The organism is Spirulina major PCC 6313, from assembly GCF_001890765.1.
Classification (GTDB): Bacteria; Cyanobacteriota; Cyanobacteriia; order Cyanobacteriales; family Spirulinaceae; genus Spirulina; species Spirulina major.
The window spans coordinates 2,948,091-2,971,268 of sequence record NZ_KV878783.1 but is presented as its reverse complement, the minus strand read 5'-3'; the positions used below and the strand labels follow the sequence as shown (position 1 = coordinate 2,971,268).

Sequence of the window (23,178 nt, the reverse complement as noted above, 5' to 3'; positions counted from 1 at the left end):
CCCTCGATCATCGTCATGCTTAAGAGGCGATCGCATCGGGTTGGCGATAGCGGTAATAGGCGGCGCAGGCTCCCTCCGAGGACACCATCGGCGCACCGAGGGGCCGCTCTGGGGTGCAGTTTCGCCCAAAGGCGGGGCATTCGTGGGGTTTCTTCACGCCGCGCATGATGTCGCCGCTAATGCATTCGGTGGGGATGGGGGCGGGGGTTTGGGTGGCGAGGAGATCCGCAAAACGCAGTTGGGCATCAAAGGCGGCGTAGGCCGGTTTTAATCCTAGGCCGCTGTGGGGAATCGCGCCGAGGCCGCGCCACCGTTGGGAGACGATCGCGAAGATTTTTTGGATCAGGGCTTGGGCGTGGGGGTTGCCTTGGGGTTGGACGGAGCGGGCGTATTGGTTTGCGCAGGTGGCTTGACCGGCTTCGAGTTGTTGAATGCAGAGATAAAGCCCTTGGAGGATGTCGATGGGTTCAAAACCGGTGACGACGATGGGGATCTGGTAGCGGTTGGCGATCGGTTCGTATTCTTGATAGCCCATGACGGTGCAGACATGGCCCGCTGCGAGGAAGCCTTGGACTTGGCAGTGGGGATCGTCCAAGATGGCGGCCATGGCAGGGGGGACGAGGACATGGGAGACGAGAAGGGAAAAGTTATTGAGTCCTAGACTGTGGGCTTGGTGGACGGCCATGGCGGTGGCGGGGGCGGTGGTTTCAAAGCCGACGGCGAAGAAGACAACGTGGCGATCGCAATTCTCCTGAGCCAAACGCACCGCATCGAGGGGCGAGTACACCATTCGCACATCACCGCCCTGGGCTTTGATACTCAATAAATCATGCTCCGTGCCAGGGACGCGCAACATATCCCCAAAGGAGCAAAAAATCACGTCGGGCTGTTGAGCGAGGGCGATCGCTTGGTCAATAATACTCATATCCGTGACGCACACCGGGCAGCCGGGGCCATGGATGAGGCGAATCTCTGGCGGTAGGATGGTATCAATGCCGTATTTAACGATCGAATGGGTTTGGCCGCCGCAAATTTCCATGATCGTCCAGGGGCGCGTGGTGAGGTGGGCGATCGCCTCCCCATATTGCCGCGCTAGGGTTCCATCTCGATATTCCTGTACATATTTCATTGAACCGTAATCCCACGCTTGATCTCGCGTTGATCCTAACGAGATTCGACGGGAAGCGCGGGGAATCTTCCACTTGTTTTTGAGTTTTGCCCCAAAACCATGAAAAAATTAATCAACGTGAAACCCAATGCCAAACGCCAAAGCCTCACGGAAGCCGCCGACGGCAGCTTAGTGATCCACTTGACCTCGCCGCCGGTGGATGGCAAAGCGAATCAGGAATTGATCCAACTTTTGGCCAAAACCTACCGAGTCCCCAAGTCAGCGATCGCCATCACCCGTGGCCATCACGCCCGGATTAAACAAGTAGAATGGCCCGATTAACCCCACCCTGCAACCATGATCTCCGATCCTGATATCGTCCACATCACCCTGTCGTTTCCCTATCGCGGCTACACGATCCAACTCGCGCCGGGAACCTGGCAGGGGGTGAGGATCTATACAGCGTGGGTGGCCTATGACTGGGGGGATGCGATCGCCGTCCCCAAAGCTTGGACACGCGAAGAAGCTGTGCGCCGCGCCCGCCTTTGGATTGATCGCCGCCGCAGTTTAGGGGTTTTTCCCCCACAAGCGAATCCCTAATCCGTTGGGCAGTGGGGAGGGCTTAACCCGTCATCGAATTCCCCGTGCCTTGGAACATCACCCAGGAGAGGAAAAAGTTAGCGATAAAAATGGCGAGGAGCGAGGTGACTACGGCGGTGGTGGTGGATTCGCCGACCCCTTTCGCGCCGCCCGTGGTGGTTAAGCCCCAGCTACAGCCAATCACTGCCACCATTGCCCCAAACACCGCCGCCTTCAGCATGGCGCTGACAATATCCCAGAGAGAGACAAAATTTTTCACGGAGTCTAAAAAGACGGTTTGACTGATGCCGTAGAGGTTATGGGACACAACTAAGCCACCGATAATGCCCACCAGCAACGATAGGAGAGTGAGCACCGGCAGCATTAAGGAACAGGCGATGATGCGAGGAATGACAAGATAATCGATGGGGTCGGTTTTGAGCATTTGCAGAGCGTCGATCTGCTCGGTGACGCGCATGGTGCCAATTTCGGCGGCGAAGGCGGAACCGACGCGACCGGCAAGCACGACGGCGGTAAGGACGGGGGCGAGTTCACGGGTGAGGGCGATCGCTAACACGCCCCCTACCGCACTCCCCGCCCCAAAATACAAAAACTCCCGCGCCACCTGGATCGTAAACACCATCCCCACAAAGGCCGCCGTCACCAGCGCGATCACCAACGACCCTGGCCCCACCGATACACATTGCTCTAGGGTATTGCGGCGATTAATTTTGATTTTAAACAGGTGAAAAATGGCCTGACCCGCGAGAAAAATGGCGGCTAACACCCTTTGGCTCCACAGCCCCAAGCTTGACTTCCTCTTGACTCCATCCGCCATAATCGTTCCTAGTTGGTATCAGTATCGTCAATCCGGAATCGTTCCACAGAGGTGAGCAAGTCGCGGGCAATACTCACCAGGTTTTGCAGAGAAGATGCCACCTTTTGGGATTCTTGGGAGGTTTCTTGGGCGGTGAGTTCCACCGACTGCATCACCTGCGCCACGGCTAAGGTGCTTTCGGTTTGTTCAACGGTGTCGGCGGTAATCGATCGCACCAGTGCGTCAATCCGGTTGGACACTTGGATGATATCTTCGAGAGATCGTTTCGCCTGTTCGGCCCGTTTCGTTCCGTCGATCACCTGCTGTGTGCCTTCTTCCATGGCCTGCATCACCAAGCTGGTCTCACTTTGAATCTGTAACACGATCTGCTCAATGTCTTTCAACGCTTTGGCGGAGCGATCGGCGAGTTGACGGACTTCATCTGCCACGATCGCAAACCCACGTCCGGCTTCCCCGGCTCGCGCTGCCTCAATCGAAGCGTTAAGGGCGAGGAGGTTGGTGCGCGATGCGATCGTGGAAATCGCCGCCACAATCATCGAAATTTCCTGAGACGATTCCGCGAGGCGTTTCACCTTCCGGGTCGTTTCCGCCACCGTTTCCCGAATCTGGACGATCCCCACCACGGCGTGTTCTACCGCATCGCCGCCCTTGAGGGCCACCGCTGCGGCTGACCGTGCCACTTCTTCCGCTTCGCGGGCGTTTTCGGCCACCCGGCGAATCGAGTCGGTCATCATCTGCACCGAGTTTAGGGTCACGGCTAATTCTTCCGCTTGGCGCAAGGCATCACTTTGGAGACCCCGCGCAAACTGTTCATTTTCCGAGGAACTCTTGTTCACCTGCCGCGCCGCTGCCCGTACCTGTTGAACAATCTCCCGCAGGTTTTGAATCGTCAAGTTAAAGGCATCGGCCACCGCACCGAGCACGTCGGCGGTCACTTCTGCGCGCACCGTTAAGTCTCCCCGTGCCGCGCCTTCCACGTCGTCTAGGAGGCGAATCACCTGGCGTTGGAGATCTTCTTTTTGCTGCTCGGTTTCTTCGGCCCGCCGTTGGGCTTCGCTGGTGGTGGTGAGAATGACCCGCGCCATTTCGTTAAAACCAGCGGCAAGATGGCCAAATTCATCTTCAGAATAAATGGTGGCTTTGGCGTTGAAATCACCTTGGGAAACAGCTTCAAATTGAGATTGCAGATCGGTGGTGGAGCGATGAATTTGCTGGAGGGTTTCGCGGCCCAGGAACCAGACAACACCGCCCGCGCTTCCCCCCGCCACGAGGGTCATCAGGGTATTCCAGCCGATCATGTAGGGAATAATCACCTTTTTCTGATCTTCGGGGGTGCGACTGAAACTCACAAACGAGATCAACGAGACCGCCAGAGCAGAGGCCACGCCAGCAGCGACGGCGGTAACCCATTGCTTTTTGACGAGGGGGAAGTTGGCAAACCAGGCCATGCGTCCCGCGTCCACATCGACGGTGGGTTCTAGGAAGCGATCGCTCGTCTGGGTAAAATTCGTCGGCGTTTCATCCCCCGATCCAGTTCCGTCTCGATCAGCCCCCACCCGGCCCAGCTTCGCCCCAGGTGATGCAAACCCGCTCAGATCAACCTCCTCATCAAAGCCCACTTCAGCAAAGGCAGAATCCGATATCGTCCCGCCGATCCCGTCGACATCAAATTCAGAAATGTCTTCGAGGTCGTTAAGCTCATTGTTGAAGACTTCCGGAAACTCATCTAAGAAACCACTGGTGTCTTCCTCGCCAAAGTCTCCCCCCGTTGTGCCCGCAAAGGAATCAGGGCCAATGGTGGTATCCCCAAAGTCATCAAACCCCCCATCTTGGAAAGCATTATCATCGAAATCGTCGAAGGTAAAATTATCATCCCCTGGCGCGTCAAAATCCGCCTCCAGTTCCGGACTCATGCCATCCTCTTCAAGGTCATAGTCCGCTTCATCCAGGGGCATCCCGGCATTGGCTTCAATGAACTCCTCATCTAGACCAAAGGCACTGTCTTCATCCGGAACTCCCGAATCCATCAACAGGGTTTCAGGATAATCATCATCTAGCATCTGATCCGTCGTGGCAAAGGCCGAATCATCCATGGCAAAATCATCCTCGCCATAATCATGGTCGAGGGCTTGATCGAAGAGGAGATCCTCGTCCATGGCATTGCTCCCGCCATGAGTGGAAGAGGGCGGGATCACGAACGTGGAGTCAGAATCCCCTGGATCGAAGTTGGGGTAATCCTCCATTTGCATGTCATCAAAGGGAGAGTTCGTGATGAACTGGGTGGCTTCTGCGTCGGGATCGGTTTGCCAATCGGCATCGTCTTGGATGCTGAAGGGGTCATCCTCGTCTGGATTCATGAAGTGGGTGGCATCTAAATCATCGTCCATGCCAAAGGGGTCATCCTCGGCATCGGTGCCAAAGAAATTGTCGGTGGCCTGAGGATTGCTTTCGAGGAGTTGGTTGTCAAATTCAAAGTCGGTGATGTCGTCATCTAGACCGGAGTCGCTGAGGTCGGCAAAGGCGCTGTCGTCGGCAAATTCCGATTGAAAGGCTTCGCTATCAAAGGCATTGTCGGCAAAGGTGCTGGTATTGTCGTAGGAGTCGAAGTTATTTAGACTGCCGTTGCCGTTGGTGTCGCCATAGTCTTCGGGGTCATCACTGAGGCCAGCGATCGCATCCTCGATCCCCGTTTCGGCGTAATTGATAAAGTCTTGATCGTCGGTGAGTTCTTTGACCCGTGCGTACTGTTCTTGGGCGGTGGCATAGTCATGGAGACCGTAGCAGTAGATATGACCCCGCAAGAGTTGCACAGCAGGATCGTCATCATAGTCCATGACGAGGCGATCGATGATGGAGGCGGCTTTTTCATACTGACCAAGGGCATAGGCACGCTCTGCTTGCCCGTACTCTTGCGCGTAGTCCGTCTCTTGTGCCATAAAGTTCTCCCGCCTTTGCAGCTAACTGCTTACCCGTAGGATAGTACCTGAACGTCATTGTCTTCTGTTGTACTCGATTTCCCCTAAGAAGCCCACCGCGCCGACCGCAAAATGCGCACCGGATCGAGTAAACGCAGGGGTTGTTCGAGTTGTTGATAGGGCGGAACCCATTCTCCCACCATAAATGTGAGCATACTGCTGGGAATCCCGCTGGTGGCGGTGAGTTGCTCACTGTCGAGCCAAGCCATTTCCCCGATATCACTAATGGCCAACCCTAAAATCATATCCTGGTCTTCAACAGCGATGATGGGAATCTCTGCCCGCTGTGTACTCAGGGCGACGGGATCTCCTAGGAACTGACCGAGATCTGCCACCCAAATCACCTGCCCCCGAATATTAATCGTGCCGAGCAGCAGAGGGGAGGCGTTGGGAATGGGAGTGATGCGATCGGGAGACTGATTCATCACTTCACGAATCCCGGTGGCGGGCAGAGCGAGTTCAATGTTAGAAGGCAGGAAGAAACGCAGGTGAAGTTCACCTTCGGGAGTGCCAATATTTTCAATATCAGAGGCAAGATCCTCGCTATTCCGGAGTTGTCCGGGGTCATTCCATCCCATAGTCTTCTGTTGCCTGATCTGTATGATGGATCATCTCAGCCGCTTCTCTGCTTGAATTCAGCGTGGCCTAGCCTCGGAGTAACTGCTTCACGGTTCCGATCAGTTCTACGGGTTGGAAGGGCTTGGCAATATAGGCATCGGCACCCTGACGCATTCCCCAATAGCGATCGAATTCTTGTCCTTTAGAGGAGCACATGACGACGGGCAGATTTTGGGTTTTGGGATCACTTTTGAGCCGACGGCAGAGTTCATAGCCGTTCATTTGCGGCATGACAATGTCCAGCACCACGATATCGGGATCGTATGCTTTAACAAGCTTTAAGGCTTCTGCGCCATTGCTCGCGACGGCGACGTCTAAGCCACTCCCTTTGAGGAGGTCTGAAATCATTTGTCGCTGGGCTAGACTATCTTCGACCACCAAAACTTTGCTACTCATATCTCCCTACCTAATCCTGATGAAACCTGTGGCAGCCTGTGAATCAATGTTCGCTGGACTGATGCTGGTTCATACATTAATAAAGTATCGCCCATCTTTAGCCTACTCTGTTGCTGAGTTGTCCCTCAACCGGGATTTTCCCAATCATAATCGGTTCAGTTCATTTCCTGAGCCTTTTTTTAGGGGGAAGGTGCTGGGGGATTAGCGTTAAAAGCATACGGGTTGTGCAGGGTTTGGTCAAGGTGATCAGGCTGGAGTCCAGAATTTCGGCGGCGGCGGTCTGGGGGGATTGGATGAGGATGAAGGGGATACGATCGCCCTGGGGGAGTTGGCGCACGAGGGCGGCGAAGGTGGAGCCGGGCAGACTGGGTAAGCGGCGATCGCAGAGGATCAGATCCGGCAGGGTGTCACAAATATAGTTCAGGGCGGTGAAGGGGTTGGCTTCGACACAAATGTCGTAGCCGTGGGCGCGGAGGTCGAGGGCGATGGGTTGGCTGAGGTCGGGGTCATCGCCGACGTAGAGAATACTGGGGGGGGCACTGGGGCCAGGCTCTGGCGCGGGGGGCAGGTGGAGCCAACCGGCTTGATGGCCTTGGTGGAGACAGCGACCGATGGTGACGGGGGTATTGCCCCCAAGGCGGCGGCTGAGTTGGCGCAGGGAGGTGCGGCCATCGGCCCAGGTAGCGATCGCCGCGTAGGGAGTGGGGGTGAGGGCGGCATGGGCGGCCTCGATATCGGTGACGCGGGGGCATTGGTCCAGGGAGGTGATCAGGGGGGCGAGGTGATGCCAGGCTTGACGGGTACGGCGAATCTGCGATCGCAGCGGGGCCATCGGCCAGCCGCCGAGGTTGGGCGATAGGGGCGCACCGGGAACCGCCACAAACCGACCCGATCGGATTCCGAACCCTTCAAACAGCAATTCCAGGATCATGCTGCGCCAAAGCGGACGCAGATCCGCAAAGGCGATCGCCCCTTGATCCATCGCTCGCCAGAGGCCGCCATAGCCCCCCGGCAGACCGGCGTGAGTTTCTGGGGCGAGTCCATAGTCCAAGGTGCGATCGTGCTCCAAGGCCGGATCGATCGGTGCGCCGTAGGTTAACTGCCCTTGGGTCAGCCAAAACCGCAGAGGCGACCCCGTACTGCGATCCCATGCGATCGTCGTCACCGTCCCCGTCCATTGGCGCTGCGCCAACATCCCCAGCACCATCCCCAAATCCCAATCCGCCAGCCATCCCTCAAGCATGATCACCCTTCGCGCCACCCACAGTCCTCGCCTCCCTCATCCTCAGTCTTCTCATCTAACCATCCCATTTAGCAAAAACATTCTTTCATCCTCTGTGAACATTCATTATGGAAAAAGCTCAGTACCATAGGAACAGTCTGGGCCATCATCCAAGGTGATACCATCCATTTTGTCCACCCCAGCAGAATGCTTCCAATTGTCGAGACTCTGATTAAAATGGGGAAAGTAGCGGTACGCTTAATTTCATTACCCAATCCAAGCTGAAACAACCGTACCGATACCATCGGACAGGAAAAGCCGACCCGAAAAGGTACTACAGTGATCATGAACCCAGCAAACGATACATTGAGAGGACGGTCAGCGTGCTGTATCTCGCAGAAGTAAGAAAGCAAAAAAGTGGCGGCTTCATGGCGAAAGTCTCCACGGAAATCAAACTTTTGGCCTGCCAGCGTAATGACCAAAGCTGGACTGCTGTACCCGGTGATGAGGCGATTGAATGCGAAGAAGCCAATTCCTTTGAGTCCGGCGTTCTGATCGCGATTAACCTCAATAATAATCGTCAACCCCAAGGCCCCCCTGAACCCGCAGCCCCTCAAATTATCCGGGATCTTCAACGCTACTCCCGCCTGCAAGAAAAACTCAAAGAGCAAGAAGAAGAAATCGAAGGCTGGAAACAGTCCTTAACGCTCCAAGCCCAAGAACTCAATAAGCGAGAAATGGAGCTTGAGGCTGAACTCGAACAGCTTGAGAATGCCCTTGAAGAAGGCGGCGGGGGAGGAGGCGCAAGCTCCGAGGAACTCGAACAAGCCCGCGCCGAAGCCGATCGCATCCGCGAAGAATTTGAGCGCAAAACCCAAGAACTCGAACAAGCCTGGGCCCACCTGCGCGGCGAACAACAGCGCCTCGCCGAACAACAAGAATCCAGCCAAAGCACCGCCGTAGCAGCCGTCGGCATTGACCCGGAACAGTCCCAACAACTCCAGGAGTTGGCGAATTACCTCGCGGATCATCCCCTACCCCTCGAATCCCTCGCCGAGCAAATCACCATCACCCTCGACCTGGTGAGCAATCAACAGGACAATTGTGACTACTACAGTCGGCAACTGGATGAACAGCGGGCCGATGCTCAACAGCAGCAGCAAGAGATTGATCGGCAAGCGAATGATTGGGAAACCCAGCATCAACATCTCCAAGCCCTGCGGATGTCCCTCGACGAAGCCAAGCAGGATTTAACCCACCATCAGTCTCAACTCAGCCTCAAAACATCGCTCCTCGAAGCCCTCCAAGCCCAGCAAAGACAACAGTCTGAAGTCTATCAAGCCTTAGCCGACCTTGCCCAGGGGGTCGTGCCCAGTGATGGGGAGGATAAAGGCGGACTTGACCTGGAAGCGTTACAAACGATGTCCTTGGCGGATCTCAATCAGCGGGTGGATGATCTGCAAAAGGAGTACGATCGCCTCGGTCAATTTGTCGCCGATCAAGAGGAAGAACTGAAGTTACAGCGCGAGGCGGTGACGGAACTCGAAGCAAAACTCAAGGCGGCCAATGTTTACGATAGCTCGGCCCTCGAAGAAGAACTGGCCGATGAGCAGGAACAGCGTAAATTGCTCGATGAAACCCTGGTGGGGCAGCGGCGCACCCTGGCAGAAAAACAAACGACCCTGAAGCAGTATCTCAAGGCGTTGCGCCAACGCCAGGGCATTCCTGACCCTGACAATGAAGCGGCTGGGGTGGATTTGATGCCGGTCTTGGCGCAATTGGAAGCGCAGCAGGTGGAGTTGGCGGAGGAAATCCAAACGATTGAGGGCGAAATCGAAGCAATCCAGACTCAGGTCACCGCAGCGGAAGCCCATTTGCAAGACCAAATTAATGCCTATGATGAACACCAAAATCAGGTGCGATCGCTCGAAGAACAACTCAAGGAAAATCGAGCCACGGTGACCCTGTTGTGGGGACGAGTGAACCTCTACGAAGAGTTGGTCGAACCCTTAAACGAGTCCACGCAAGACTTACGCAGTCATGGCCAACACCTCCAAGTATTGCTTGAGCAAGCGCAACAAACAGGAGCCTATCAGCAAGAAGCCATTGGTAATCTGCAAGCTGTGATCGCGAATCTCAACAGTGCGGGCTAATGGCTGTGCTTCGACCCGTTTTCCCTTGTCCTGTCCCCTTGAATCAAGATAGCCATGCTGAATGCCGAGATTGACTGGACCCTCTATGTTGAACAAACTGTGCAGTTAATGGGGCTGACGGTGTCCGATGCCGATCGCCGCAGTGTCGTCCAACAGATGGAGCGGTTGGCAGCGATCGCCCCCCAGGTCATGGAGTTTGTCCTCCCCGATGATCTCGAAGTTGTCTCGACCTTTGAGCCATGACCCTCGATCTCGCCACTGCCGATGCAGTGGCCATTGCCCGCGCCGTCCAAACCCAACAAACCACAGTCGAAGCTGTGGTTAAGCATCACTTGGCCCAGATTCACCAGCGCGATCCGGGCCTGAACTGCTTCACCGCCGTCCTCGCGGATCAGGCTCTCCTCGCCTCCCGCCAACTCGACCACAGCCCCCACCCCCGCCATCGCTGGAGTGCCCTCAGTGGTGTGCCCTTTGCGGTGAAAAACCTGTTTGATATTGCCGGGGTCACCACCCTGGCCGGCGCGAAAATCAACGCTGAAGATGAACCCGCTGGCCAAGATGCCACCGTGATCACCCGCCTTAAACATGCGGGGGGTATCCTCCTCGGCGCGTTGAATATGGATGAATACGCCTACGGTTTCGTGACGGAAAACACCCACTACGGTTCGACCCATAATCCCCATGATCCGGAGCGGGTGGCGGGGGGATCGTCGGGGGGATCGGCGGCGGCGGTGGCGGCGGGGTTGGTGCCGATTAGTTTGGGGTCGGATACCAATGGCTCCGTGCGCGTGCCGGCGGCTCTCTGTGGGGTCTATGGCTTGAAACCGACCTTTGGCCGCCTGTCGCGGGCGGGCACGGTGTTGTTTTCGAGTAGTTTGGATCATATTGGGGTGATGGCGCGATCGGTGCGGGATGTGGCGACGGTGTTTGATTTTCTCCAGGGGGATGATGTTTTTGATCCGGTGTGCAGCCGCCATCCGCCTGATCCGGTGTTGCCGCAATTGAACTTAGGGCTTCCGGGAATTCGCATCGCCCAGGCGGGGGATTATTTTCAAACGGGGGCCGACCCGGAAATCTTTGCGGCGGTGGCACAAGTGGCGGCGGCCCTTGATGCTGATGCTGTGGTGACTTTGCCGGAAACGGAACGGGCCCGGGCGGCGGCAATGTTGATTACCGCCGCCGAAGGGGCAACCCATCATCTGGCAAACCTGCGATCGCGGGCCCATGATTTTGACCCGGCAACGCGCGATCGCTTCCTCACTGGCACGATTCTCCCCGCCGCTTGGTACATCCAATCCCAACGCTTTCGCCGCTGGTATCGCAATCAAGTCCGCCGCATCTTCCGAGATGTGGATGTGATCGTAGCCCCCACGACCCCCTGTGTTGCCCCTCGCCTTGGCCAATTAGAGGCCGTGATTGGCGGGCAGACGGTGGATGTGCGCCCCTATCTCGGTCGCTTCACCCAACCGCTGTCCTTCATTGGGTTGCCGGTGTTGACCGTGCCGGTGGTGCGAGATCAGGGCTTACCCATTGGGGTACAGTTGATAGCGGCTCCCTATAATGAAGCCTATCTCTTACGGGTGGCGGCGAGTCTAGAGCGCCAAGGGGTGATCGCGGCTCCTGTCGCGACCTAACAAGGAGTTCTTAACAGAATGCGGCAATACAGCGGGTTCAGACATCATCCCGTAGAGATTAGAAGCCCATTGCCCCGTGGGAGAGGAGTTTGGGGTGAGGGTCATGGGTGAACAAGCTGTGACGGCCAAAGGGTAACGACGTTTAAGATCGGCGATGAGCAAGCATTACGACTGGATTGTGATTGGTGGTGGAATTACCGGGGCGGCCCTCGCCTATGAATTGGCGAAACAGGGGGTGAAAACGCTGCTGTTGGATCGCATCCCGGAACCCCAACAGGCGAGCCGCTACAGTTATGGTGGGCTGGGCTATTGGCTGGGGACAACGCCCCTGGTGCGTCAATTGGCACAGGAGGGCCTGGCTATCCATCGGCAATTGACGGCGGAACTGGGGAGCGAGACGGAATTTTGCGATCGCCCCCTCCTGGCGCTCATTACCTCCGATCAAGACCCCGACGCGATCGCCGCCCACCAAGCCACCTTTGATCATCCCTTTACCCGTCTCACTCCCGCCGAAGCCGGGGAATTAGAGCCGTTACTGAACCCGGCAGCGATCGCCGCCGCCCTCCGCATCCCCCATGCTCAGATCAACCCGATCCGCACCACCGCCGCCTATCGGGCCGCCTTTGTCCGTTTGGGGGGCAGCATCCGCAATGAATCGGTTTTAGAGTGGAATCGAAACGGCGATCGCATCATCGGCGTGACCACCCACGCCGCCACCAGCCCCGTCACCTACCACGCCCCCCAAATCACCCTCTGCGCCGGAGCCTGGAGCCGCCCCCTCCTCAAACCCCTCGGCATCGACCCGCCCCTGTATTTCACCCATGCAGCGGGCCTCGAATTTGCCCCTGACCCTAGCCTGCACCTCCACCACATCATCATGCCCGCCCTAGTTCAACGCTTTCACCTCGAAGCCGCCGCCAGTGCCCCCGCCGTCCGCCCTCAATGGCGCGAACCCGGCCATGAACCCGCCGCCGCCATCCTTGACCCCGGTGCCGTGCAATTCCAAGATGGCCGCATCCTCTTTGGCCAAGCCAGCCACACCCTCACCAGCCTGGATGCCCCCCTCGATCCAGTCCAAAGCGAAACCCAACTCCGCCAAGCCCTCGCCCCACTCTTCCCCACCCTCGCCCCCCGCGCCGCCCAATGGTTTCACTGCCTTGTGGCCTTCAGCGGCAACCCCCTGCCCCAGGTCGGTCATCTCCGGGATCATGGCAATCTCAGCCTTTTTTCTGGATTTAGTAATACCCTCGTTGTAACCCCCTCCCTTGCCCGCCACTTTGCCACCTGGGCCCTCACAGGCGAGGATGAGGTGATTCCCCAGCTGGGTTTTCATTGAGCTCCAGAATGAGGGGTAGGGGCGGGAATTTTGCCGGGATGGTCAAAAATTCGCGATCGCAAGTCGAAGATTCCGGAATTCTTCAGTTATTCTGAAGCGGGAGCCTTCTCCTTCACACCATTGATTGCCACGCGGATATGAACATCGGGTCAAAACTTACGGGATTCATCGCACTGATTACAAGCACCCTCCTGGCTGCGCCAAGCCTTGCCCAATCCATGCCCACGGATACTAACGGCCATTGGGCCCGCCAATGTATTGAATATCTCTCTCGGCAAGGGATTATGCCCACCTTCCCCGACGGTAGTTTTCGCCCCAGTCTGCCCATGACCCGCAGCGAATTTGCCACGATCCTCGCCCGTGCCTTTCCAGCATCCCCGTTCATCCGCACCTATCAGGACAACACCTACGCCGATGTCACCGATACCAACTGGGCGATCATGCCAATCCGCTACACCTACGAAACAAATTTTCTCTCTGGGTTTCCCGTGGGGACATTTTCCCCCCAAGAGAATGTGATCCGCCTCCATCTGGTGTTAGCGATCGCCTCTGGCCTCAATGCCTATTTTCCCTCCCAAAGACCTGAAACCATTCTGGGGCGTGCCTTGAACGATGCCGACCAAATCCCCCCCTATGCCCGTGAGATGGTGGCGGCTGCCATTGAGGATAATCTGGTCGTTTCCTTCCCGTCTGTGCGTCAATTTCAGCCCCAACAGGTGGCGAGTCGGGGTGAGATTGCGGCCTCTCTCTGTCAGGCCCAAGGCAGTCTTGGCCTAGTGCCCTTGAACTATGTGGTGGGAAATCCCGCCGCTCGGCCGCCCAATTCCTTCAATCGTCCTCCCTTGCAAAATTTACCCTTTTAGCCTCGGCGCGATCGCCGTCCCTGGGGTCGTCTCTGTCAATCCTCCAGCATCAAGCTGCATCATCGGTTCACTGCGATCGCACCTCCGTATATTTGCGAGGTTCACAAAAAGATAGTTGACCTCGGTATTCTGTAAAGATACGGTAAAGACACCAGAAGACTATTGTCAATATCAGTATCTTTAACTAGATTAAGGGTGGAAAGTTTCTGGATGGGTGTAGGACAAGGCTTCAAGCGCTCAATTCCCCGTTTGAAGCAGTATCTAGCTTTAACTCTTTAAAGACTTAATTTCTGCTTTCCAACATCCTCACAACCGATATCTTGAATGGTGTCTGTCGTTGTGAATCGCTTTTATCTTCTTTGTTGAGTGCAGCAGCCACTATGATTAATCACCTTTTAAGCCTACTTCCCAATCGTCACCGGGCTTTCTCGCTAATGGGTTCAGCCTGCATCCTCGGTGGTGCGATCGCTAGCCTCACGGCTCCCACCGCTGAAGCCTTCACCGTTAGTCCAGATGGTTCGATCAGCATTTTCAAAAACGCCAATGACCCATTAGATGCCGAAGGGTTTGGGGATGTGGGGCGCTGGCTTGATATCAATGTCGGCGGCAATGTCGAAGGGCAAGACCTCTCAGGACTCGCTTCAACCTTCCGCATGCATGTTTCGTCATTCATCAGTGGCAACGGAACAAGCCAGGTCATCCTTGATGTGGAAGGCTATGTGGGCTTGAAAGCTTATTCCCCCTTTAATATTCCTGAGCCGGATTCTAATTTGTTTGAAAGTTATCGCGTCAGTGTCTTTGGATTTCAAATTGATCCTGATTTTTCGGACATTGATGTTTCCGGGGCATTCGATACCACAGTCATCGGTAAAGATATTAAAGCCAATGGTGGAGTAGATATTGATGTCTGTTTCAATGATGGCGGCTCCACCAAAAACTGTAATGGTGGTGGCGGCGGCGGCATCTGGAATGGCACGATGGAAACCTTCCAAATCACCTTAGACTTTAACCAAGAAATCACCTCGTTCAACATGTCTAATTTTGGGGTTCGCTACCAAAGTATTGACAGTGCTTACTATGGCATCAACGGTGGGAGTGGCACCGGAACAGGGCAGGCTGCACCTGAACCGCTGACGATCCTAGGCACAGCGGCAGCGGTAGGCTTCGGTACATTGCTCAAGCGGAAACATCAACAACGAACTGCTGTTTAGTTGTTTTGGTATCGCCCAACTTAAACAGCATTGAAGCAATCGTTAAGTCGGGCTAGATAATGACAATGTGCTAGAACTACGCCACGATCGCCCCTCATTTACCCCAAGATGAAGGGGCGATCCTTTTGTGAGCGACCCATGCTCTGCCCAGCCGTTTTGCCTAGGGTTTTAGGAGCAGAAGCAGAGGGGTAGAAGTTGCTAAGATAGGCGCAAATTGACAGTTTTGATCAAGATCGAGTAAGGCGTATGGTTAACGTTGGGCAACATTGGGATTATGTGATTCGATGGCTCCTCAGTGCGATCGCCTTTGGCTTAATTGCCATTCATCTCACGTTGACCTGGCGCACGGGCAATATTAATTTTCTAGCCGTGAGTGCGATCGTCTGGTTTGCGGTGGGTTCGCGCCTTTGGCAACAGCGTCAAGCCTTGCCCCTGAATTCTGGGATGGTGTCTAGCCTCGTGGGTCTGATCATTCTGCTCCCGATGCTGATTAGGAGTTTGGCTCTGCCCACTTCCAATTTTTTGGGGGTGTATCCCTTTGGGATGGCGTTGGGGTGGCTTTGCTTAACGTCGGGGGCGGGCAAGCTGTGGTGTTATTGGCGCGAGTTAACGGTGCTGTTTTGCCTGGGTGTGCCCAAGGTAGTCTTAACGCCGATGGTGGATTTTTCACCGATTACCGCGAAGTTTAGTACGTTTCTCCTGTGGTATTCCGGGTTTGAGGTGCAGCGGTTGGGGACGTACATCACATCCGCGTCGGGACGGGTGGATGTGAATATGGGCTGCTCTGGGCTGGATGTTATTTTTTACCTGTTGAGCTTGTCGGTGTTGTGTTTGTTGATGTTTCCGCTCTATCGGCGTTGGTTCCAGGTTTTAACGCCCTTGCTAGCCGTGGCGATCGCATTCATCACCAACGGAATTCGAGTGGCAATTTTAGCCATGCTGACCGGGCCGAGCAATCGCGGGGCCTTTGACTACTGGCATACCGGCGAGGGGTCATTGCTGTTTGCCCTCATGGCCGTGTGCTTGCTGGGGGGGAGTTATGCCCTGATGTTGGATCACGATCGCTTACCGCCGCCGCCGGAGCGGGTGGGATGACGAACGCGCCGAAATTCCTGGGGTCAGGGCTGCGAATCGGGCTGTTAGGACTGTTGACGCTGGGCGTGGGGGCTGTGGTGGTGCGATCGCTGTTGTTCCCGCCGCCGCCTCGCCTCACCACCCAAGCCGGCCTTGACTATCCCGATGCCGTGACACTCTCGCGTTGGCAACTCGTCACCGCCGAACCCTACGACCCCAGCACCCTTGATCCGAGCCTTGCCCCAGACGCATACCAATACCGCTATCAACAGGGCGATCGCACCCTAGAAGCCACCGTCGCCTATGTCACCCATCCCTTTGTCAATGAAACCTATTTTCGGATGTATAGCCCGACCCTGATCAATATTCAGATTCACAAAACGGATCAGCAGGGATTTTACGGGGTCGTCACGCGCCAAGATCACGTCGAACTACACGCCTGTGTACGTCCCCGTGGTCATAGTGTCATTCTCTACCCTCAACTGGCACGGGGGGCCGATGTGATTGATTGGCGCTTGTCGCACCTGTGGAAGTGGATGATGGGACAGAGTCCCCTCCGGGATTATCGTTGTTTGTGGACAACGTTACGGCTCCCCCTAGAGGGGCGTTCACCGGACGATGCCTATGCAATTTTAGAGTCAGTTTGGCCCGAATGGCGATCGCACTGGAGCCAAACCTTTCCACCCCTCTAACTCAGGCTTGCCACCGCTCGACCTGTATGATGATGTCCACTCTTTTGATGATTTTCTATGTCTGCTCTCCCTGACCCTGACCCCATCCCGGCTGAGCAATCCTCGGTCACTCCCTCCGATCCACGGGTGAATGAACTCTGGGAATTTTCCCGCAGTCAATTACCCTCCCTGGCCCTGGCCCACTGCATTGGCTATGGCTTACTTTTGTTTACTCTGATCACAGCCGTAGATTTGCTCATCCCCCCGCAACTGTTAAACCCCACCTGGGAGTTGCAGGCCTTGGGGGGGGTTGTTGAGCGCGTTGTCCCCATTGGTTTGGTGGGGGCGGTGTTGGTGTTTTGGGGCGGGAAACGGGCGCGATCGCGCTGGGAACCCTTCTGTTTAACCAGTTTGTCTTGGTTCAGCTTGGTGGCTGGCCTTCTGCTCTTTTTAATGATTCCCCTGGGCTTGCTCAATACGGCACGCCTCGATCGCCAAACCACCGCCGACATTCAAACCCGGCTTGACCAACAAGCCACAGAAATTACCCAAATTCAAGCCGCGATCGACAACGCCAACACCCCCGAAGCCATGGCCCAAGTGATTCAACAACTGGACAGCCAAGGCCGCAGCATCACCATCGAAGACCCTGAACAGATCGACCCGCTGAAAACGCAACTCCGGGAATCCGTCGCCCAAATGGCCGCCGCCGCCGAATCCCAAGGCAAAGCCACCCTCCGACAACGCCGCCTCGCCCTGCTGAAAAATGGGGTGAAGTGGAATCTGGGGGCGTTAATTGCTAGTGTGTTGCTGGCGTTGATCTGGAAATTAACCGGCTGGGCGCGATCGCGTTCCTAGTGGCATAACACACCTTGATTAGTGGGTTACGGCGGATTGCTAGATTGTAGTGATAGCGAAAGTTTAACCCGCCTAACCCACCTTACGATCAATCATTTTTTTAGCTGTGTAATGGCCGTAGGGCGCTGTTAGCGAAGCGTAACACACCATCACCCAGCCTGATTTTAGCGGTGTCATACTCTCCCGACCATCCCCGCTAAATATTAAAAATCGTAGGGATTCCTTGGGATTCAAAACACTGCTGTTTAAGCTATGGAAAGTAGCGCACACCACCCGATGCTTTATAGTTTGGCAAACCTCCCCTATTGGATTCTGCTTGGTTTGGGCCTTGTGCTCTTCATTTTTGTCATGGCGGCAGGCGGGGGCGATGATGACCTCGATTTTAGTCGTGATGATTGGCTCAATCTCGATACCGATGCGGTAGACAATGCCACGGGGTTTATTCCGCTCCTGGCTTGGTTAGGCATTGGCCGCACGCCTTTAATTTTGCTGCTGGCCACGGATTTAAGCCTCTGGGGACTGTTGGGATGGGTGGCTAATGTGTTGCTGGGGTTGGGGTTGGGCGTGATGCCAAGCCGGGCCCTCGGCTGGGGCGGTGTGGTCTTTGGGGGATCGTTGATCGCAGCGTTGTATCTCGGTAGCGTCATTTCACGGCCGATCGCTCAACTCCTTGCCCCCTTTGGCCAAGATGCCAGTAGCGATCGCCTCATTGGCTGCGAAGGTATCGTCACCAGTGCCAGACTCCCCAAACTCACCGAGGGCAAAGTGGGCCAGGTGGATGTCACTGATGCCGATCACAACCTCGTCACCGTCAGCGCGGCCCTACCCCATTGGGCCACCGTCACCCCGCACCATGGTCAAACCGTGCTGATCATTGAACAAGGTCAACATGGCTACATTGCGATCGCCCAAGACAGCAATGACGCTGACCGCTGGTTGAGCCAAAGTAATCCTATCCAAGACACTCGGAGCTAAGACCTGATGAAATTCTGGTTTCACTTTTTACAAACCCTGCCCCCGTTGGCGGAGCTAGAAAGCATGACGACAGAGGTTGAACCGTCATTAACAGCGCGATCGCCCCACCTTCCCCGCCAAACCACCACCGAAACCCAACCCATCATTCTCGCCCAGGCTTCCCCTTCCACCCCCGTCACCGAAACCCTCATGAATATGGGGGGAACACTCTTAATTGGGGTGGCAGGGTTAGTGAGTATTATTCTCTTTTTGCTCGCGGCATTATGGGCCTACAAACTATTTTATGTCATCACCCCCAATAACGAAGCCTTTGTGCGTACCGGGGGACTGTTTACTAAGAAAAAAAGTGTGATTTTAAATGGGGGCTGCATTGTTCTGCCGGGGTTTCATGAATTAACCCGCGTCCCCCTGCGGGAGATTTCCATTGATGTCGAACGGACGGGCCCCTTAGCGGTGCGGACGCAGGACTATTTGCGGGCTAATATGCGGGTCACGTTTTATGTCTGCATTAATGCGGTGGAATTAGATGTGAGCACCTCAGCAGCGAGACTTTCAAAACAGGGGAAAATTTCCGAAGTTGATATTAAGGATGCCCTGGAAAAACGCGCCGATGATGCGATTCGAGCCGCTGCAAAACGCAAGAGTTTAGCAGAAATTGACTCGGATAAATTGGGGTTCGCCGATGAAGTGTTAAACCTGATTCAGCAGGATTTGCGCAAGGTGGGGTTAACGCTGAATAACATTGCCATCTCTGAAATTGAAGAGAATGACACCTACGACGAAAATAATTTCTTCGATGCCCAAGGGGTGAGGCTACGGACGGAAACGATCCAGCGTTCAATCCAGCAAAAACGCGAGGTAGAACTGACCACGCAGGTCACGATTGAAGAACAGGAATTAACGGCCCAGAAGCGATCGCTGGCGATCGCCCAAGAAGGGGAAGCCGCCAAACTCAACCAAGCCAAGGAAATCGAAGCCCTCCGCCTCACCCAAAACCAAGAAATCGAAGCCCTCAAAGCTCAAAAAGCTCGCGAAATCCAAGAAGCCCAAGACCAAGAAGCCGCCAAAATTCAACGCAACAAAATCGCTCAAGATCAGTCCGTGGAATCCTCCCGACTCCGGGCCCAAATTGAAGTCGCCGAAGCGGATCAAGAGTCGAAGATCGCCCAACAGGAATCGATGATTGCGGTGATTAATAAAGAGCGGGAACGGCTCGCCACCGAAGCAGAAAAAGCCACGGCATTCGCCGCCGTCACCACCGCCCAAGCCGTCGAAGAAGCGGAGCGATCGCGCCGTCTGTCGATTATTCAAGCTGAACAATCCGCCCAAGAAAAACAAATTGCTGATCAAAACGTGGTGGAAATCGACGTGTTCCGTCGCCGTCGCCAAGCGGAAATCGCCCGCCAAGCCGCCGAACTCGAAGCCGAATCAATCCGCACCCTCGCCGAAGCCAACCGCTTCAAAGAATTGGCCGATGCCCAAGGGAAACGGGCCTTAATCGAAGCGGAAAACGCCCTGAGCAATGCCAACCGTACCGCCACCCTGATTGAAACCCTCTTCCCCCTGATCGCCGACCAACTGCCCGAACTGGCGAAAGCTCTCGCCCCGCAGCCCGGTGTCCTCGGTAATCCCCAAATCTATGCATTTCCGGGCATGGGGGGGAATGGAGAAGCCGGGACGGGGTCGATCAATGAGGTGAATAAATTGATGCTGTCTACGAGTGGTTTGGCGTTGATTAATTCGCTGCTGGATGAAGGGAAGTTAACCACGTTGGTGCAGACGGTTAAAACGTTGTTGGCTCAGGAGGCAACGGATTCTACGCCTCCGGAGCGTAGCAATCTGGACAACCCCGAACAGCCTACGATTGTTCCCCCGAATGCGCTCGATCAAACCTCATAATGTTCAAGCGATCACAATCCTATTTGAGTTTGAAACCTTTAGCTTTGAGAAACAAGGGGCTTTAGCCCCTTGCCTGTCCTGATCTGATTAAGGACTGCTATAGATTTGGTATTTTATTCCTTAAAAAAAACTGAGTTTCAATGGTAAAGAAACTCAGCTTTTTTTTGAATATATTCAGGATCAATGGTGCGATCGCATCTTAATCGTTCAGCACATCGCTACGGTGTTGGGGCGCACCGGCAACGGCCACGACTTGATCAATCAGATCTTGGCCGACTCCCATTTCCTGTAAAGTCAACACGAGATCTTCAGCGATCGCATCAAAATGTTCGCCTTTTAAACCCTGTTCTTCCACCAGTTTTTTATGGGCAGCCCGCATCGTGCGACCGTCATATTGAGGCGCACCCCCAAAGGCATAGGTCAAAAAGGCGGCTTGATGGCCTTTTTGTTTTTTCATATCCACATCTGCGAAAAAATGCTTGACGCGATCGTCATTTAAGACTCGCTCGTAAAACTTATCAACGGCGGCATTAACAGCATCTGCGCCACCCAATTTCTCAAATAATGTTGCCATTGGTTTCTCCAGTTTTGGATTCGATTGTGCAAAAAACACTGTGTTTAAAATTAACGTGCTTTGGATGTTTATCTCTATTTTCTAAGCTTTTTATTAGAATGTTGCCACGTCTAAAAATGAATTTTTTAGGATTTTTTAAGAAACACTCTCTATGGTGGAATTTCCTCCATTGACTCACCGGATGCTGCTCTGGCATGGGTCAATTTTCTTCCTTCCATTGTGGTGTGGCCGATCGCGCTCTGCTGGGGTCAGGGGTGATCGATGCCTTGGGGAGCGATCGCAAAATCTCGCGGATGTGTTGACACCAGCGCGAACAGAAAACTAGCCCCAGGGTCGGGGTGTGAGGATTTGATCGGATGGTTGGCGCTGAAATCTTTTAAGATCAGGGGATCATTCCAAGGGTGCTCGATTTTTGTCCTATGACTGACCGCGACATGGCACGTAAATTAATTTTGGATACTGACCCCGGTGGAGATGATATTTTTTCTATCCTCTGGTTGTTGAGTTTTCTCAAGCAGAATATGGTTAATCTGTTGGCGATTACCACCGCGACGGGGAATGTGCAGGCCCGCAATACCTTCAATTCGGCCTGTCAGGTGCTGCGCCTCAGTGATGTGGACGATATTGTGGTGGGGCGTGGGATGCAGTTGCCGGAGCCGTTGGTGGCGGATGCAAGCCACATTCATGGGTCGGACGGGATGGGAAATCTTTCCCAAACGTTGCCCCCCGGACGGCGACGGTTTGCAGATGCGCCGCTGTCGGAAAAGTTGCTGATTGACTTGTTGAACCGCTATCCGGGGGAAGTGACGGTGGTGGCGATCGCCCCCTTGACGAATTTAGCGATCGCGGAAAATCAATGCCCCGGCATCCTCAAAAAAGCCAAAGAAATCGTGATCATGGGCGGTGCATTCAATACCCCCGGCAACATTACCCCGATGGCGGAGTTTAATATCGCCTTTAACCCCAAGGCCGCCCGGCAGGTCTTGATCAGTCGCGATGACCATGTGATCTTGCCCCTCAATGTGACCCGTAACCTCGTTTTCACCCCAGAGATGATTCAAGAGGTGATTTCCCCCGCACCGGATAGCAAGCTCAGCCAGTTCATGGCAATGCTCGCCCAGTTTTTAACAAAAACAGCTTTGGAATATCGCGAAACGCGGGGGCAGCGCGGTTTTTTGGTTCATGATGCCGTGGCGATCGCTTACCTGTTCTATCCTGAACTACTCACCTTCCGCCGCGCTCAAGTCATGGTCGAAACCCAAGGCAAATTTACCACCGGCCAAACCCTGATTGATCATCGCCACAGTATCAAGCTCGGTTTCAATGCTTGGGTGGCGGTTGATATTGATGCCGAAAACTTCATGGCCTGCCTGATCCAAGACCTGCAAAGTTTAGTCGCTCGTGTCAACCATTAAGCCCCATGAACACCACAAACAACGCCAATCCTTGAAAACCCGCAGGGCCAAAACCGAACCTGGGCGCGTACAGGTTCGGTTTTGGGGTGCTGGGCAAGAGGCGGGCTAATTCTACCTAAGAAACGGGGGTTTCTTGTTCTTCGGAGCTTTCCGCATCGGTGATTTCGACTGTCGTGGGTTCTGAGGGGGCTTTGGGTTCTTCCGGTTCGGTGAGGATTTGCCAGGCAGCATTCACGGCTCGATCAACGCGATCGCCGAACTTCTGCATATCATTCACCAGCAATTCCCAATTTTTCGCTGCTGTATTTTCCAGTCCCTCGATGGAGTGATCCAGGTTTTCTCGCTGGTCGTCGAGCAGTAAGCCCGTATTTTTGAGGGTATCTTGGGCTTGGCGCATCGCTGTCACATAAACATCACGGGTCACATCCCCCGCCGCTTCGATCTGAGTTTGGGCCTGCTTTTTGATAGCGTCAATCAACGCCATGACGTGATGCTTAATTTCGTCGGACTCTTGCGGCATCTTGTCTTCAACGAGAGCCTTGGTCTCAGGACTAACATCAGATGCAGAAGATTCCATAGGTTGGGTGTCTTGGGAAAAATTCGCTTCAGACATAGATGGCTCCAGAACCGTTCGTTAATTTTTCTCATCCTAGCGACTTTGCCCCGGATCGACTTCTTTCTGGCGATAGAGGTAACCGTACCTCGATCCGAACAATCTGGGTTGATGGGGGATTTTGGCTCCAGAGGAGTTGGGGGAAGGGAGGAGAGGCGATCGCCCC

Annotated in this window: 22 protein-coding genes; 14 read left to right on the top strand and 8 right to left on the bottom strand. The window is 54.8% G+C overall.

Annotated elements, in window-relative coordinates:
* Positions 1-19: 19 nt before the first annotated feature.
* On the bottom strand, positions 20-1,129 hold the full coding sequence (gene hypD, locus SPI6313_RS13040; RefSeq protein WP_072621396.1) for a hydrogenase formation protein HypD: 1,110 nt from the start codon (positions 1,127-1,129) through the stop codon (positions 20-22).
* 99 nt (positions 1,130-1,228) lie between these two features.
* Here hypD and SPI6313_RS13035 point away from each other — a divergent pair, with 99 nt between their 5' ends.
* Positions 1,229-1,450 carry a DUF167 domain-containing protein gene (locus tag SPI6313_RS13035; protein ID WP_072621395.1) on the top strand — a complete coding sequence of 74 codons (222 nt, stop codon included), beginning with the start codon at positions 1,229-1,231 and terminating at the stop codon, positions 1,448-1,450.
* 15 nt (positions 1,451-1,465) lie between these two features.
* Positions 1,466-1,708 (top strand): hypothetical protein, encoded by a 243-nt coding sequence (locus SPI6313_RS13030; RefSeq protein WP_072621394.1) that lies wholly within the window; start codon positions 1,466-1,468, stop codon positions 1,706-1,708.
* A 22-nt stretch (positions 1,709-1,730) separates the two neighbouring features.
* Here SPI6313_RS13030 and SPI6313_RS13025 read toward each other — a convergent pair whose 3' ends face one another.
* From SPI6313_RS13025 to SPI6313_RS13005, 5 genes are all read right to left on the bottom strand, one after another.
* Entirely contained in the window at positions 1,731-2,525 is a 795-nt protein-coding gene (locus SPI6313_RS13025) for an MlaE family lipid ABC transporter permease subunit (protein WP_072621393.1), read from the bottom strand.
* Positions 2,526-2,533: 8 nt separating this feature from the next.
* Positions 2,534-5,461 (bottom strand): methyl-accepting chemotaxis protein, encoded by a 2,928-nt coding sequence (locus tag SPI6313_RS13020; protein WP_072621392.1) that lies wholly within the window; start codon positions 5,459-5,461, stop codon positions 2,534-2,536.
* An 83-nt stretch (positions 5,462-5,544) separates the two neighbouring features.
* Complete coding sequence (locus tag SPI6313_RS13015) at positions 5,545-6,078, bottom strand: chemotaxis protein CheW (RefSeq protein WP_072621391.1); 534 nt, start codon at positions 6,076-6,078, stop codon at positions 5,545-5,547.
* 67 nt (positions 6,079-6,145) lie between these two features.
* Entirely contained in the window at positions 6,146-6,514 is a 369-nt protein-coding gene (locus SPI6313_RS13010) for a response regulator transcription factor (protein ID WP_072621390.1), read from the bottom strand.
* Positions 6,515-6,674: 160 nt separating this feature from the next.
* Positions 6,675-7,757, bottom strand: coding sequence for a response regulator (locus SPI6313_RS13005; protein WP_072621389.1), 1,083 nt, complete (start codon positions 7,755-7,757; stop codon positions 6,675-6,677).
* 362 nt (positions 7,758-8,119) lie between these two features.
* Between SPI6313_RS13005 and hmpF the strand changes: the two genes are divergently transcribed.
* The 11 genes from hmpF to SPI6313_RS12950 all read left to right on the top strand — a co-directional run bounded on the left by hmpF (position 8,120) and on the right by SPI6313_RS12950 (position 20,410).
* On the top strand, positions 8,120-9,889 hold the full coding sequence (gene hmpF, locus SPI6313_RS13000) for a pilus motility taxis protein HmpF (protein ID WP_072621388.1): 1,770 nt from the start codon (positions 8,120-8,122) through the stop codon (positions 9,887-9,889).
* Positions 9,890-9,943: 54 nt separating this feature from the next.
* Entirely contained in the window at positions 9,944-10,132 is a 189-nt protein-coding gene (locus SPI6313_RS12995) for a DUF4089 domain-containing protein (RefSeq protein WP_072621387.1), read from the top strand.
* Positions 10,129-11,523: an AtzE family amidohydrolase gene (locus SPI6313_RS12990; RefSeq protein WP_072621386.1), complete on the top strand. Its 1,395-nt coding sequence runs from the start codon at positions 10,129-10,131 to the stop codon at positions 11,521-11,523. Before SPI6313_RS12995 ends, SPI6313_RS12990 begins: the two co-directional genes overlap by 4 nt.
* 154 nt (positions 11,524-11,677) lie before the next feature.
* Positions 11,678-12,859, top strand: coding sequence for an NAD(P)/FAD-dependent oxidoreductase (locus tag SPI6313_RS12985; protein WP_072621385.1), 1,182 nt, complete (start codon positions 11,678-11,680; stop codon positions 12,857-12,859).
* A gap of 218 nt (positions 12,860-13,077) precedes the next feature.
* The gene (locus tag SPI6313_RS12980; protein ID WP_175551136.1) at positions 13,078-13,722 is read left to right on the top strand and encodes an S-layer homology domain-containing protein; all 645 of its coding nucleotides are present in this window, start codon (positions 13,078-13,080) and stop codon (positions 13,720-13,722) included.
* Positions 13,723-14,156: 434 nt separating this feature from the next.
* Entirely contained in the window at positions 14,157-14,933 is a 777-nt protein-coding gene (locus SPI6313_RS12975; RefSeq protein ID WP_072621383.1) for a cistern family PEP-CTERM protein, read from the top strand.
* Between the two features lie 246 nt (positions 14,934-15,179).
* Positions 15,180-16,028 (top strand): cyanoexosortase A, encoded by an 849-nt coding sequence (gene crtA / locus SPI6313_RS12970; RefSeq protein ID WP_072621382.1) that lies wholly within the window; start codon positions 15,180-15,182, stop codon positions 16,026-16,028.
* A complete protein-coding gene (locus tag SPI6313_RS12965; protein ID WP_072621381.1) occupies positions 16,025-16,699 on the top strand; it encodes a cyanoexosortase A system-associated protein in 675 nt (224 codons plus the stop codon). Before crtA ends, SPI6313_RS12965 begins: the two co-directional genes overlap by 4 nt.
* Before the next feature lie 57 nt (positions 16,700-16,756).
* A complete protein-coding gene (gene hpsJ-A, locus SPI6313_RS12960; protein WP_072621380.1) occupies positions 16,757-17,536 on the top strand; it encodes an HpsJ-like protein, cyanoexosortase A-associated in 780 nt (259 codons plus the stop codon).
* Between the two features lie 252 nt (positions 17,537-17,788).
* Entirely contained in the window at positions 17,789-18,511 is a 723-nt protein-coding gene (locus tag SPI6313_RS12955) for an OB-fold-containig protein (protein ID WP_217650601.1), read from the top strand.
* A gap of 6 nt (positions 18,512-18,517) precedes the next feature.
* Positions 18,518-20,410 carry a flotillin family protein gene (locus tag SPI6313_RS12950; protein WP_072621379.1) on the top strand — a complete coding sequence of 631 codons (1,893 nt, stop codon included), beginning with the start codon at positions 18,518-18,520 and terminating at the stop codon, positions 20,408-20,410.
* Positions 20,411-20,609: 199 nt separating this feature from the next.
* Here SPI6313_RS12950 and SPI6313_RS12945 read toward each other — a convergent pair whose 3' ends face one another.
* The gene (locus SPI6313_RS12945) at positions 20,610-20,984 is read right to left on the bottom strand and encodes a group I truncated hemoglobin (protein WP_072621378.1); all 375 of its coding nucleotides are present in this window, start codon (positions 20,982-20,984) and stop codon (positions 20,610-20,612) included.
* Positions 20,985-21,403: 419 nt separating this feature from the next.
* Between SPI6313_RS12945 and SPI6313_RS12940 the strand changes: the two genes are divergently transcribed.
* Positions 21,404-22,399, top strand: a complete 996-nt coding sequence (locus SPI6313_RS12940) for a nucleoside hydrolase (protein WP_072621377.1) — start codon at positions 21,404-21,406, stop codon at positions 22,397-22,399.
* A 115-nt stretch (positions 22,400-22,514) separates the two neighbouring features.
* Here the strand turns inward: SPI6313_RS12940 and SPI6313_RS12935 are convergent, their stop codons facing one another.
* Positions 22,515-22,976, bottom strand: coding sequence for a hypothetical protein (locus tag SPI6313_RS12935; RefSeq protein ID WP_217650600.1), 462 nt, complete (start codon positions 22,974-22,976; stop codon positions 22,515-22,517).
* Between the last annotated feature and the right edge of the window lie 202 nt (positions 22,977-23,178).